The following is a 13889-nucleotide window of genomic DNA, read 5'->3' as shown; positions in this document are numbered from 1 at the left end:
TCTGACTCAGAGTCCGGGTGGGGCCATTGTGGCGAGGGGATTCATCCCCGTCGGGCTGCGAAGCGCCCCCCCTCCAGACACTGCAATTCTCCAGACAGAACCAGTCGCTGACTCTGCGACTGCTGCGCAGCCGAACGGGGATAAATCCCCTCGCCACAGGTGCGCGGTCACAGTTGACCTGACCAACTTCAAAGAGGGTGCATTCAATGTCCCAAGAATTCGATTACATCATCATCGGTGCCGGCTCGGCCGGTAACACTCTGGCGACCCGTCTGACTGAAGACGAAGGCGTCACCGTTCTGCTGCTCGAAGCCGGGGGGCCGGACTACCGCCTCGACTTCCGTACCCAGATGCCCGCCGCGCTGGCGTTCCCGCTGCAGGGTCGTCGCTACAACTGGGCCTACGAAACCGATCCAGAGCCACACATGGACGGTCGCCGGATGGAATGCGGTCGCGGCAAGGGCCTTGGCGGCTCTTCGCTGATCAACGGCATGTGCTACATCCGTGGCAACGCCATGGACTACGACGGCTGGGCGAAACTGCCGGGCCTGGAAGACTGGTCGTACCTCGATTGTCTGCCGTATTTCCGCAAAGCCGAAACCCGTGACATCGGCCCGAACGATTACCACGGTGGCGACGGCCCGGTCAGCGTGACCACGCCGAAAGCCGGCAACAACCCGCTGTTCCACGCCATGGTTGAAGCTGGCGTGCAGGCCGGTTACCCGCGTACCGAAGACCTCAACGGTTACCAGCAGGAAGGCTTCGGCCCGATGGACCGCACCGTGACGCCGAACGGCCGCCGTGCATCCACCGCCCGTGGCTACCTCGACATCGCCAAAAAACGTTCGACCCTGACCATCGTCACCCACGCCCTGACCGACAAGATTCTCTTTGAAGGCAAGCGTGCGGTCGGCGTGCGTTACCTGATCGGCGACGCTGAAGAACGTGTTGAAGCCAAGGCGCGCAAGGAAGTCCTGCTGTGCTCCGGCGCCATCGCTTCGCCGCAAATTTTGCAGCGCTCCGGTGTCGGCCCGGCGAAACTGCTGGAAAGCCTCGACATCCCGGTGGTCCACGATCTGCCGGGCGTCGGTGAAAACCTGCAGGATCACCTTGAGCTGTACCTGCAATACGCCTGCACCCAACCGGTTTCGCTGTACCCGTCACTGCTCTGGTACAACCAGCCAGCGATCGGTGCCGAGTGGCTGTTCAACGGCACCGGCATCGGCGCCAGCAACCAGTTCGAGGCCGGCGGTTTTATCCGTTCGCGTCCGGAATTCGAATGGCCGAACATCCAGTACCACTTCCTGCCGGTGGCGATTAACTACAACGGCAGCAACGGTGTGAAAGAGCACGGTTTCCAAGCGCACATGGGTTCCATGCGTTCGCCCAGCCGTGGTCGCATCCAGGTCAAATCCAAGGACCCGCGCCAGCACCCGAGCATCCTCTTCAACTACATGGCCACCGAGCAGGACTGGCAGGAATTTCGCGACGGCATCCGCCTGACCCGCGAAATCATGCAGCAACCGGCACTCGATCAATACCGTGGTCGCGAAATCAGCCCGGGCATCGAAGTGCAAACCGATGAGCAGCTCGACAAGTTCATCCGCGAGCACGCCGAAACCGCGTTCCACCCGTCCTGCTCGTGCAAGATGGGCACCGACGAGATGGCCGTGGTCGATGGCGAAGGTCGTGTGCACGGCATGCAGAGCCTGCGCGTGGTCGATGCCTCGATCATGCCGATCATCACCACCGGCAACCTCAACGCGCCGACGATCATGATGGCCGAGAAAATCGCCGATAAGATCCGTGGCCGCAAGCCGCTGCCGCGCAGCACCGCTGCTTATTACGTCGCGAACGGCGCACCGGTCAAAGGCAAGCCGATGCGGGATATCACCCCGGTTACGCAGTAAGTCGTAGTACCGAGGCGCCGCCTTCGCGAGCAGGCTCGCTCCCACACTGGATCTGTGGCATTCACAAATCCCCTGTGGGAGCGAGCCTGCTCGCGAAGAGGCCCTCACAGCAACACACACTTACCCGCTGCACAGTAAATCCCCCTACACCCCCTCTTCACTTGATCCTACCCCCACGCAGGCCTACTCTAGACCTCGCGCAACCGTTTCACCCCTCCCCGCTGTCGCCATGCCGCTACTCCATTACAAGGAGGTTCCCGAATGTTCGATTTCCACCCCCAGCTCAAGCAGCGCTTTGCTGCCTTGCGCACGGGCGCTGAATTTTTTTCCCTGCGATATGTGCGCGAGTCCGGGCAGTATCTATCGGTGCGCAAGAACGTCGCCGAACCGCCGAGTTTGAGCCGCGATGAAGGGGTGATGCTCACCGTCCGGGTCAATGGCGTCGAAGCCTATGCGGCGACCAATGACCTCTCGCAACAAGGCCTGCAAGCCGCTCTCGAGCGCGCTGAGCAACAGGCCCGCCGGCTCAAGCCGCACGCCTTGCTCGATCTGCGCGAGCAGCCGCTTTCCAGCGATCGCGCTGATTATTTTTCACCCAATCTCGAACAGCCCTTCCCGTCCCTGAGCGAATGCTTCGATCTGCTCGGCGCGGAATCCGCCTCGGTGCCCAAGGATGAGCGCCTGGTCAATTGGCAGGTGAGCATCGGCATCACTAACGTCGAGCAGATCTACCTGAGCAGCGCCGGCGCCGAATTGCGTCAGGCCCAGCGCTTTGTCTATCCGAGCCTCGACGTCACCGCCTACGACGGCAACGACAGCCAGACCCGCAGCCTCGGCCGCGAGAACTTCGGCCAGCAGGGTGGCGCCGACGTCATCAGCCGTTGCGGCCTGGTCGGTGCCGGTCCGCAAGTCGCCGAACAGGCCTTGCAATTGCTGCTCGCGCCGAACACCCCGCAAGGCCGGCGCGACCTGCTGCTGATGCCCGATCAGATGATGCTGCAGATCCACGAATCCATCGGTCACCCGCTGGAGCTCGACCGCATCCTCGGCGATGAGCGCAATTACGCCGGCACCAGTTTCGTCAAGACCAGCGATTTCGGCAGCCTGCAATACGGCTCGAATTTGCTCAACGTGACTTTCGACCCCGGCATCCCGGAAGAACTCGCCAGCTACGGCCATGACGACGACGGCACCGCGGCGAGCAAACAATTCCTGATTCGCGACGGCCTTTTACTGCGGCCGCTGGGCGGAGCGCTGTCGCAATATCGCGCCGGCCTCGATGGCGTTGCCAACAGCCGCGCCTGCGGCTGGAACCGGCCACCGATCGACCGCATGGCCAACCTCAACATCGAGCCGGGCGATCAGACGCTGGAGCAGATGATCGGTGGTATCGAGCACGGCATTCTGATGAGCACCAACCGCTCGTGGTCGATCGACGATGCACGCAACAAATTCCAGTTCGGCTGCGAATGGGGCCAGTTGATCGAGCATGGTGAACTTAAAGGCGTGGTGAAAAATCCCAACTACCGGGCCATTTCCGCGCACTTCTGGAAGAGCCTGCGCGCCGTCGGCGATGCCAACACCGTCAAGGTGCTGGGCACGCCGAACTGCGGCAAGGGCGAACCGAACCAGGTGATTCGCGTCGGCCACGCTTCGCCGGCCTGCGTATTCAGCAACATTGATGTGTTTGGGGGAGACGCCTGATGAGCATTTCGAAGCGTCAGTCCGACGCCTTCAAGGTCATGGTCAACTGGCTGCGCGACAGCGTGCGCGAGCCGGAACAGTTCACGCTCAGTTACGCCGCCGAAGCCTCGGCGTTCGTGCGCTTCAATCACGCCAAGGTGCGCCAGGCCGGGCAAGTACAGCAGGCCAACATCGGCCTGAAACTGATCGACGACGGTCGCCACGCCGACCTGCAGATCACCTTGTCCGGGGATCAGGAAGCCGATCTGCAACGGCTCGCCGAGGGCCTGCAACAACTGCGCGAAACCCTGCCGCTGCTGCCGCAGGATCCGTACCTGCTGCTCAATCACAACAGCTGGCAGAGCACGCACGTACAAGCGCATCCGCTGCCGGACACCGAAGATGTCGTCGGGCAAATCTGCGCTGCCGCTGAAGGTCTGGATCTGGTCGGTTTCTATGCTGCCGGCCCGATCAGTCGCGGGTTCGCCAGCTCCGCCGGCGCGTTCGGCTGGCATGAAGCCAACAGCTTCAATTTCGACTTCAGCCTGTTCCACGAAAACGGCGAAGCGGTGAAGGCCAGCTACGCCGGGCACGACTGGAGAGACGAAGGGTTTGCCCGGCGTTTCGCCCAGGCCCGCGAACAGCTGGAGTTTCTCGGCCGACCGTTACGCACTTTGGCACCGGGACAGTACCGCGCCTATCTGGCGCCGGCGGCACTGGAAGAAATCATGGGCATGCTCAGTTGGGGCGGGTTCTCGGCGCAATCGATCGCCAGCAAGAGCAGCCCGTTGCAGAAGCTCTACGTCGGCGATCAGGCGTTCAGCCCGTTGCTGTCGCTGGATGAAAAAGTCAGCGAGTCCCTGAGCCCGGCGTTTTCCGCCGAGGGTTATCCGCGCAGCGATCTGCGTCTGATCATCGAGGGCAAGGCCGGCGATCAACTGGTGGGCTCGCGCAGCGCCGCCGAATATGGTCTGGCGGCGAACGGTGCGGGCGGCGGCGAGATGCCCAGTGCGTTGAACATGGCCGCCGGTGATCTGTCGCAGCAAGAGATCCTCAAGCAGTTGGGCACCGGGCTGTACATCAGCAACCTGTGGTATCTGAACTACTCGGATCAACCTGCGGCGCGCATGACCGGCATGACCCGCTTCGCGACCTTCTGGGTCGAGAACGGCGAGATCCAGGCGCCGGTCAGCACCATGCGCTTCGACGACAGCGCCTACAACCTGCTCGGTTCGCAGTTGGAAGCGTTGACCACCGAGCGTGAGCTGCTGCTCTCGGCGAGTACGTACAGCCAGCGCAATACCTCGTCATCGCTGTTGCCGGGGGCGCTGGTCAGCCGACTCACGCTGACGCTGTAAATGCAAAACCTGTGGGAGCGAGCCTGCTCGCGAAAGCGTTAGATCAATCGACATCAATGTTGAATGAAATGGCCTCTTCGCGAGCAGGCTCGCTCCCACACTGACCGCGCTCGACTCTGAATATGCACTGACACAAGAGGTTCCATGCCCAACCGCCCGCCTCTCGACGCCATCACCGCCCGCTGGTTGCCGTGGGTCGTCGCCATTGCGTTCTTCATGCAGTCCCTCGACGGGACCATCCTCAATACCGCGCTGCCGGCCATGGCCAGCGATCTGGCCGAAGACCCGTTGCGCATGCAGGGCGTGATCATCGCCTACATGCTCACCGTGGCCCTGCTGATCCCGGCCTCCGGCTGGATCGCCGACCGCTTCGGCACCAAGAAAATCTTCTTCGGCGCGATTCTGCTGTTCAGCTTCGGCTCGTTGCTCTGCGCTTTGTCCAGCAGCCTGAGCATGCTCATCGGTGCACGGGTGATTCAGGGCCTCGGCGGTGCGCTGATGTTGCCGGTCGGGCGGCTGGTGGTGCTGCGTGCGTACCCGCGCTCGGAACTGGTGCGGATCATGGGTTTCATCACCATTCCCGGCCTGCTCGGCCCGCTGATCGGCCCGACCATGGGCGGCTGGATGGTGGAATACGTGACGTGGCACTGGATCTTCCTGATCAATCTGCCGGTCGGGGTGATCGGTTGCTACGCGGTGTGGAAATTCATCCCCGACCTGCGCGGCACGGAGCGCACCCGCTTCGATAGCCTCGGCTTTTTGCTGTTCGGCGCAGCGATGATCCTCATCACCATCGCCATGGAAGGTCTTGGCGAACTGCACCTGCCGCACCTGCGGGTGATGCTGCTGCTGTTCGCCGGCATGGCCTGTCTGGCGGCGTACTGGCTGCGCGCCGGGCACATCGAAAACCCGTTGTTCGCGCCGTCATTATTCAAGACCCGCACCTTCGCCGTCGGCATCCTCGGCAACCTGTTCGCGCGACTGGGCAGCGGCGCTTTGCCATTTCTGGTGCCGTTGTTGCTGCAAGTGGCGCTGGGTTATTCGCCCTCGCAAGCCGGGATGAGCATGTTGCCGCTGGCCGCTGCGGCGATGGTCGCCAAGTGGGTCGCGCGGCCGCTGATCGAACGCCTCGGCTATCGCATCGTGCTCACCGGCAACACCCTGGCGTTGGGGATCATGCTGGCGAGCATGGGTCTGGTCAGCGAACACACGCCGTACTGGCTGCTGCTATGCCTGCTGGCGGTGCTGGGGGCAATCAACTCGCTGCAATTCACCGCGATGAATACGGTGACGCTGATCGACCTCGACGATGCCAGCGCCAGCAGCGGCAACAGTCTGCTGTCGGTGGTCGCGCAATTGTCGCTGAGCCTCGGCGTGGCCTGCGCCGGCGCGCTGCTCGGCGGCTTCACTGCGAAGGTCGGCAACGATGGCGTGGAAACCGTACTCGGTGCGTTCCAGCTGACCTTCGTCACGGTCGGCGTGATGGCGATGCTGGCGGCGACGATCTTCTCGCAACTGTCGAAGGAAGACGGGCGCCGGGCGAAACGTCCACAAGAACACATCGAACACTGATTCTGCTGAAGGACTCCCTGTAGGAGCTGCCGAAGGCTGCGATCTTTTGATCTTGTTTTTTAAAGCAAAATCAAAAGATCGCAGCCTTCGGCAGCTCCTACAGGGGAGTGTGGTCCCTCACACAGACTGATCTCCAGTCAGAGAAACTCTGGGGCTGTTCGTCCAGAACTGTCGAGGAAACCGGCATGGGGCTGCTACACTGCGCGACATTTTGTTTTGCAGGCCAGTCCCGTGACCACCATCGCCACCGCTTTTAATACTCTGCCGCTGTCCGCCGCCATGCTGGCTAACCTCGAATCACTCGGTTATGCCCAGATGACGCCGATCCAGGCGCAGAGCTTGCCGGTGATCCTCAAGGGGATGGACCTGATCGCCCAGGCCAAGACCGGCAGCGGCAAGACCGCCGCGTTCGGCATCGGCTTGCTCAACCCGATCAACCCGCGCTACTTCGGGTGCCAGGCGCTGGTGATCTGCCCGACCCGCGAGCTGGCCGACCAGGTGGCCAAGGAAGTCCGCCGTCTGGCCCGCGCCGAAGACAACATCAAGGTCCTGACCCTGTGCGGTGGCGTGTCGTTCGGCCCGCAGATCGCTTCGCTGGAGCACGGCGCGCACATCATCGTCGGCACCCCGGGGCGCATTCAGCAGCATTTGCGCAAGGGTTCGCTGGTGCTCGATGGCCTGAACACGCTGATCCTCGACGAAGCCGACCGCATGCTCGACATGGGCTTCTACGACGCCATTGAAGACATCATCATCAAGACCCCGGAGCGCCGCCAGACTCTGCTGTTCTCCGCGACCTACCCGGTGGGCATCAAGCAACTGGCTTCGAAATTCATGCGCGATCCGCAGACCGTCAAGGCTGAAGCCTTCCACGACGACACGCAGATCGAGCAGCGCTTCTACGAGATTTCCCCGGAAGAGCGCATGAGCGCGGTGACCAAAGTCCTGCACCACTTCCGTCCGGCGTCCTGCGTGGCGTTCTGCTTCACCAAGCAGCAAGTGCAGGAAACCGTCGATCACCTGACCGCCAAAGGCATTTCCGCTGTTGGCCTGCACGGCGATCTGGAACAGCGTGACCGCGATCAAGTACTGGCGATGTTCGCCAACCGCAGCACCTCGGTGCTGGTCGCCACCGACGTCGCAGCCCGTGGTCTGGATATCGATGCGCTGGACATGGTGATCAACGTCGAGCTGGCGCGCGATTCGGAAATCCACATCCACCGCGTCGGCCGTACCGGTCGCGCGGGCGAGAAAGGCATCGCCATCAGCCTGGTCGCGCCGTCCGAAGCGCATCGTGCGCAAGCCATCGAACAACTGCAGAAAGCGCCGCTGAACTGGGATCAGATCGACAACCTCAAGTCCCAGGGCCTGGCGCCGCTGCAACCGCCGATGACCACCCTGTGCATCGGCGCTGGCCGCAAAGACAAAGTGCGCCCGGGCGACATTCTTGGCGCACTGACCGGCGAAGCGGGCATTCCCGGTGCGCAGGTCGGCAAGATCGCCATCTTCGATTTCCAGGCCTACGTCGCTGTCGAGCGCACCGTGGCCATGCAGGCCTTGCAGCGCCTGAACGACGGCAAGATCAAGGGCCGCTCGTTGCGCGTACGTATTCTGTAAGCGATCTTCCATCCATAGGAGATCCCCTGTGGGAGCGAGCCTGCTCGCGAATGCAATCTGTCAGTCGACATCATTGTTGAATGACACAGCGCTTTCGCGAGCAGGCTCGCTCCCACAGTTTATTTTGTAGCGACCCACCAAGAGGACACCGTTTTGCGCTCTACCGAAGTCGTGATCATTGGCGCTGGCGCCGCCGGCTTGATGTGCGCCCTGACCGCCGCCGGGCGCGGGCGTCAGGTGTTGCTGCTCGACCACGCGAACAAGGCCGGCAAGAAAATCCTCATGTCCGGCGGCGGTCGCTGCAATTTCACCAACATGTACACCGAACCGAGCAATTTCCTCTCGCAAAATCCGCATTTCTGCAAATCGGCGCTGGCGCGTTACACCCAGTGGGATTTCATCGGCCTGGTCGGCAAACACGGCGTGCCGTACCACGAGAAGAAACTTGGCCAGCTGTTCTGCGATAACAAATCCAGCGACATCCTCGGCCTGCTCCTTGATGAATGCGATCAGGCCGGCGTCGAGCTGCACCTGGACACCTCAATCCAGACCATCGAAAAAACCGACAGCGGCTACCTGCTCGACACCACCCTCGGTCAGGTCCAGTGCCAATCGTTGGTGATCGCCACCGGCGGCTTGTCGATTCCGACCCTGGGCGCTACCGGTTTCGGTTACCAGGTCGCCAAACAGTTCGGCCATGAACTGCTGCCGACCCGCGCTGGGCTGGTGCCGTTCACCATCACCGACCAGCTCAAGGATTTGTGCACAGAGCTGTCCGGCACTTCGGTGGATTGTCTGGTCAGCTGCAATGACCAGAGCTTTCGCGAGAACATCCTGTTCACCCATCGTGGCCTCAGTGGCCCGGCGATCTTGCAGATCAGTTCGTTCTGGGAGCCCGGCGACACGGTGGAGATCAACCTGCTGCCGGATCACGACGCCGCGAGCTGGTTGCAACAGCAAGTCGCCGAGCGTCCGAACAGCGAGCTGAAGACTTTGCTTGGCGAGATCTTCACCAAGAAGATGGCCAATCTGCTGGCGGACAACTGGTTTGTCTCCAAACCGATGAAGCAGTACACCCACGCCGAACTGGCGGAGATTGCCGAGAAGCTTGGCAGCTGGAAAGTCGTGCCGGCGGGGACTGAAGGCTATCGCACGGCTGAGGTGACTCTGGGTGGCGTCGATACCCGCGAGGTGTCGTCCAAGACCATGGAGTCGCTGAAAAGCCCCGGCCTGTACTTCATTGGTGAAGTGCTCGACGTCACCGGGCACTTGGGCGGTTTCAATTTCCAGTGGGCCTGGGCCTCCGGTTACGCCGCCGCGCAGTACGCTTAACTCAAGGCCAAATACAAAACCCTGTGGGAGCGAGCCTGCTCGCGAATGCGGTGTACCAGTCGACATCAATGTTGAATGACACTCCGCTTTCGCGAGCAGGCTCGCTCCCACAATGGTTTGTGGTGTAAGTAAAAGGAACACTTTTTGCTCTCAGATGTGCTCGGCGCCATTGCGTCGGCGTCATTACTGGCTCAATTTAGCGGCATCGCCTCGGAAGGCCTTCGCACTTCATGTCCTCGACCTCGTTTCGTCAGTCTTTGCGGCGCCTGTGGGCGCTGGATAAATTCAGCTACAGCGTGCGGGTATTCATCGCCCTGACCGGCAGCATGGCGCTGTGCTGGTATCAGGATGAAATGGGCCTGCTGATCCCGTTGTTCCTCGGCATCATCGCCAGCGCCCTGGCCGAGACCGACGACAGTTGGCAGGGTCGTCTCAACGCCCTCGCGGTGACACTGGTGTGTTTCAGCATCGCCGCGCTGTCGGTGGAATTGCTGTTTCCCTACCCGATCATTTTCGCCGTGGCCCTGGCACTGGCCAGTTTCGGCCTGACCATGCTCGGTGCGCTGGGCGAGCGCTACGGTGCGATCGCCTCGGCGACGCTGATTCTGTCGGTGTACACAATGATCGGCGTTGATCAGCGCGGCGGCGCGGTCACTGATTTCTGGCACGAACCGATGCTGCTGGTCGCTGGTGCGGCGTGGTACGGCCTGCTCTCGGTGCTGTGGCAGGCGCTGTTTTCCAATCAACCGGTGCAGCAGAGCCTGGCGCGGCTGTTCCGCGAGCTGGGCCTTTATCTGAAGCTGAAATCTTCGCTGTTCGAGCCGATCCGGCAGATGGATGTCGAAGCCCGGCGGCTCGAACTGGCGCAGCAGAATGGCCGGGTGGTCGCCGCCCTGAACACGGCCAAGGAAATCATCCTGCATCGGGTCGGCAACGGTCGACCCGGCTCGAAAGTCAGCCGTTATCTGAAGCTGTATTTCCTCGCGCAGGACATTCACGAACGCGCCAGCTCTTCGCACTATCCTTACAACGCGCTGGCCGAAGCGTTCTTCCACAGCGACGTGCTGTTTCGCTGCCAGCGCCTGCTGCGCCAGCAGGGCAAGGCCTGCCGGGCCTTGGCCGAATCGATCCAGATGCGCCAGCCGTTCATCTACGACGCCAGTTTCGCCGAAGCCCTGAACGACCTGCATGCCTCCCTCGAACATTTACGCATCCAGAGCAATCCGGCATGGCGCGGCCTGCTGCGCTCGCTGCGCGCCTTGGCGGCCAACCTCGGCACCCTCGACCGCCTGCTTAGCGATGCCAGCAACCCCGATGCTCTGGCGGACGCCACCGACAGCAGCCTGCTCGACCGTTCACCGCGCAATCTCAAGGACGTATGGATTCGCCTGCGTACGCAACTGACGCCGACCTCGCTGCTGTTCCGCCATGCCCTGCGCTTGCCGCTGGCACTGAGCATCGGCTACGGCATGGTGCACCTGATTCACCCGTCGCAAGGCTACTGGATCATCCTCACCACGCTGTTCGTCTGCCAGCCGAACTACGGCGCCACCCGGCGCAAACTCGGCCAGCGGATCATCGGCACGGCCATTGGCCTGACGGTGGCCTGGGCGCTGTTCGATCTGTTCCCCAACCCGGTGGTGCAATCGTGCTTCGCCATCGCTGCCGGTGTGGTGTTCTTTACCAACCGCACCACCCGCTACACCCTGGCAACGGCGGCGATCACGATCATGGTGCTGTTCTGCTTCAATCAGGTCGGCGATGGCTACGGGCTGTTCCTGCCACGGCTGTTCGATACCCTGCTGGGCAGCCTGATCGCAGGTCTGGCGGTGTTCCTGTTCCTGCCGGACTGGCAGGGTCGGCGCCTGAACAAAGTGCTGGCCAACACCCTGACCTGCAACAGCATCTACCTGCGCCAGATCATGCAGCAATACGCCGCCGGCAAGAGCGACGACCTCGCTTATCGCCTGGCCCGACGCAACGCCCATAACGCTGACGCGGCGCTGTCGACGACACTGGCGAACATGCTCATGGAGCCGGGGCATTTCCGTAAGGAGGCGGATGTTGGCTTCCGTTTCCTGGTGCTGTCGCACACGTTGCTCAGCTATTTGTCAGGGCTCGGCGCGCACCGTGAAACACAGTTGCCAGCGGAGGTGCGGGAGCATCTGATCGAAGGCGCCGGGGTGAAACTGGCGACCAGCATCGACGAAATCGCCCATGGTTTGGCGAGCAAGCAGCCGATTGCGATTCAGAGTGATGACGAGGAAGCGCTGGCCAATGAGCTGGAGCAGATGCCGGATGAAATCGATGAAGGGCAACGGTTGGTGCAGACGCAGCTGGCGCTGATTTGCCGGCAGTTGGGGCCGCTTCGGACGTTGGCGGCGCATTTGATCAAGGACACTGCCGAAATCAGCGGCGCCTGAGACGACGCGTTCGCGAGCAGGCTCGCTCCCACAGGGTATGCATTTCAAATTGTGGGAGCGAGCCTGCTCGCGAAGAGGTCATCAGCCACAAAGAAATTGCCGGATCACCCTTCACATTCCATGCCGCCGCAATAACTTCTCATAAGTCCCGTCAGCCTTCATCGCCTCGATCGCTCGATCAAACCCGGCGACGATCTGCTCATGCTGCGGGTTCTTCAGACTGACCAGAATATGCAGGCTGTTCTCACTCAACGGCTTGGGTAAAAACTCCACCGAATTGCGTACCTTGGCCGATTCCCGTGCCAGGTAATACTTGGCCACGTACTCATCCTCCAGGGTCAGCTTGACCCGGTCCGCCGCGAGCATGCGCACGCCCATGGCGAAGTTGTGCACAGGGACTTTCTGCATCGCCGTATCGGCATCGAAAGGGGCGGAATAGGCGTACCCGCGCACCACGGCAATCGGGTAAGTGTGCAGTTGCTCGAGGTTGCTGTAGTCGATGGGTGCGTCTTTGCGCTTGAGGAAGCGGATGCGGTTGATCAGGTACTCACCGGAAAACTGACCGATCTGTGTGCGTTCGTCGTTGTACCAGGCGTTGACCAGTACGTCGTAACGCCCCTCGCCAATCCCCAGCAATGCTCGCGCCCACGGCACTTGTTCGTAACCGCTGGCATAACCGGCGCGAGCCAGTGCGGTGCTGACAATGTCGGTGGCCAGTCCACCGTTGACCAGCGCATCGTCGGTAAACGGCGGCCAATTATCGAACGCCAGCCGCAGCTTCTGCGCCGCAGCATCCTGGCCCAGCACCAGCAGTCCGATCAAAGCAACGGCTTGAAGCAATCGCAGCATGCTTGAACATCCTCAGCGGGCAACCGCCCGACGTGGTTTCACGTCAAAACCAAAGGCCCCTTACCGGCAAAACCCAAGCATTGAACATTAGCTCATGGGAACCAGTGCGCAGTGCTCTTGAGCAGATTACACAAAGTCTCGGCGGCCGCGAGAAAGGAATGGTGGCATTTTGACCTTTATCACAGACTGTTGCGCCATACAGACATATGGCGCAGCTGCGCTTAGTATCGGGCGACATGGTCAAGGAATCGAAAAATGACAATCGAGTGGATCTGCAAACATCATCGCGATTTGGGCAAAGAGCAGTTGTACGCCTCGTTGAAGCTGCGCTCTGATGTATTCGTGGTCGAACAGAAATGTGCTTATCCGGACCTCGACGGCCAGGATCTGGAGGGCGATACCCATCACCTGATGGGCTGGGAGGATGATCAGTTGATGGCTTATCTGCGCCTGCTGGATCCGGAATCCCAAGGCGGCGACGTGGTGATTGGCCGCGTGGTGACCGCGCCCGCCGGCCGTGGCAAAGGGCTGGGCCACGCGATGATGGAACAGGCGCTGAAGCAGGCCGAAAAGCACTGGCCGCAGGTGCCGATCTATTTGTCAGCGCAGGCGCATCTGCAGGGGTATTACGGCAAGTACGGGTTTGTCGTGGTGGGTGAGGAATATCTTGAGGATGACATTCCACATATCGGCATGCGTCGTTCTTGAGGGCCTCATCGCTGGCAAGCCAGCTCCCACAGGTTCATCGCTCGTTCACGAAAACCGTGTTCGCTGGAGATCCCTGTGGGAGCTGGCTTGCCAGCGATTGCGTCAGTTCAGGCGCGGCTGGATTCAGGGGTATTCAAGCACCGCTTTTATCTGCCGCAAATTGCGCTCGATCCACCCCCGATCAATCGCTCCCCATTCACGAATCCGATAGCGCCCGGCATGATTGCGTGCGCCCTCTTCCTGTTCGAACTCGCAGATGATGTCCAGATCGGCCAGCGCGGCAATCGTGTCCTGCGCCGTGCGTCGCGGCATGCCAGTGACTTCGGTCAGCGTCGGCACACTCGGCGCCAGGCCGCTATCGATCAGATAAGCCACGTACAAACGGCGATAGAAACTGCTTTTGGTCTTGCTTACGTCCATCTAAACACTCCCACCGT

Annotated in this window: 10 protein-coding genes; 8 read left to right on the top strand and 2 right to left on the bottom strand. The window is 61.4% G+C overall.

The features are described 5' to 3' along the window. Positions 1-206 precede the first annotated feature (206 nt). The 7 genes from betA to yccS all read left to right on the top strand — a co-directional run bounded on the left by betA (position 207) and on the right by yccS (position 11895). A complete protein-coding gene (betA, locus tag ACV8MC_RS08775; protein ID WP_252882797.1) occupies positions 207-1910 on the top strand; it encodes a choline dehydrogenase in 1704 nt (567 codons plus the stop codon). A gap of 261 nt (positions 1911-2171) precedes the next feature. Next, positions 2172-3614, top strand: a complete 1443-nt coding sequence (locus tag ACV8MC_RS08770; RefSeq protein WP_457265036.1) for a TldD/PmbA family protein — start codon at positions 2172-2174, stop codon at positions 3612-3614. Further along, the gene (locus ACV8MC_RS08765; protein ID WP_252886916.1) at positions 3614-4951 is read left to right on the top strand and encodes a TldD/PmbA family protein; all 1338 of its coding nucleotides are present in this window, start codon (positions 3614-3616) and stop codon (positions 4949-4951) included. The genes ACV8MC_RS08770 and ACV8MC_RS08765 overlap by 1 nt, the downstream gene beginning before the upstream one ends. Before the next feature lie 144 nt (positions 4952-5095). Beyond that, positions 5096-6523, top strand: coding sequence for a multidrug transporter subunit MdtD (mdtD, locus tag ACV8MC_RS08760; RefSeq protein WP_252868401.1), 1428 nt, complete (start codon positions 5096-5098; stop codon positions 6521-6523). Between the two features lie 231 nt (positions 6524-6754). Next, positions 6755-8140 (top strand): ATP-dependent RNA helicase DbpA, encoded by a 1386-nt coding sequence (dbpA, locus tag ACV8MC_RS08755; RefSeq protein WP_024014613.1) that lies wholly within the window; start codon positions 6755-6757, stop codon positions 8138-8140. Between the two features lie 153 nt (positions 8141-8293). Further along, the gene (locus tag ACV8MC_RS08750; protein ID WP_457265034.1) at positions 8294-9472 is read left to right on the top strand and encodes an NAD(P)/FAD-dependent oxidoreductase; all 1179 of its coding nucleotides are present in this window, start codon (positions 8294-8296) and stop codon (positions 9470-9472) included. Between the two features lie 230 nt (positions 9473-9702). Continuing rightward, the gene (yccS, locus tag ACV8MC_RS08745; protein WP_095181360.1) at positions 9703-11895 is read left to right on the top strand and encodes a YccS family putative transporter; all 2193 of its coding nucleotides are present in this window, start codon (positions 9703-9705) and stop codon (positions 11893-11895) included. A gap of 111 nt (positions 11896-12006) precedes the next feature. Here yccS and ACV8MC_RS08740 read toward each other — a convergent pair whose 3' ends face one another. Then, a complete protein-coding gene (locus ACV8MC_RS08740; RefSeq protein WP_041476775.1) occupies positions 12007-12744 on the bottom strand; it encodes a substrate-binding periplasmic protein in 738 nt (245 codons plus the stop codon). Positions 12745-12999: 255 nt separating this feature from the next. On the opposite strand from ACV8MC_RS08740, the gene ACV8MC_RS08735 reads away from it, so the two are divergent. After that, a complete protein-coding gene (locus tag ACV8MC_RS08735) occupies positions 13000-13452 on the top strand; it encodes a GNAT family N-acetyltransferase (RefSeq protein WP_041476776.1) in 453 nt (150 codons plus the stop codon). Positions 13453-13575: 123 nt separating this feature from the next. Here ACV8MC_RS08735 and ACV8MC_RS08730 read toward each other — a convergent pair whose 3' ends face one another. Continuing rightward, on the bottom strand, positions 13576-13872 hold the full coding sequence (locus tag ACV8MC_RS08730; protein ID WP_016772794.1) for a winged helix-turn-helix domain-containing protein: 297 nt from the start codon (positions 13870-13872) through the stop codon (positions 13576-13578). Between the last annotated feature and the right edge of the window lie 17 nt (positions 13873-13889).

The sequence above is a fragment of the Pseudomonas sp. PK-RTE-24 genome, from assembly GCF_054052265.1.
Note: the sequence above shows the minus strand (reverse complement) of the source record. Positions and strands in the feature narration are given on the sequence as shown.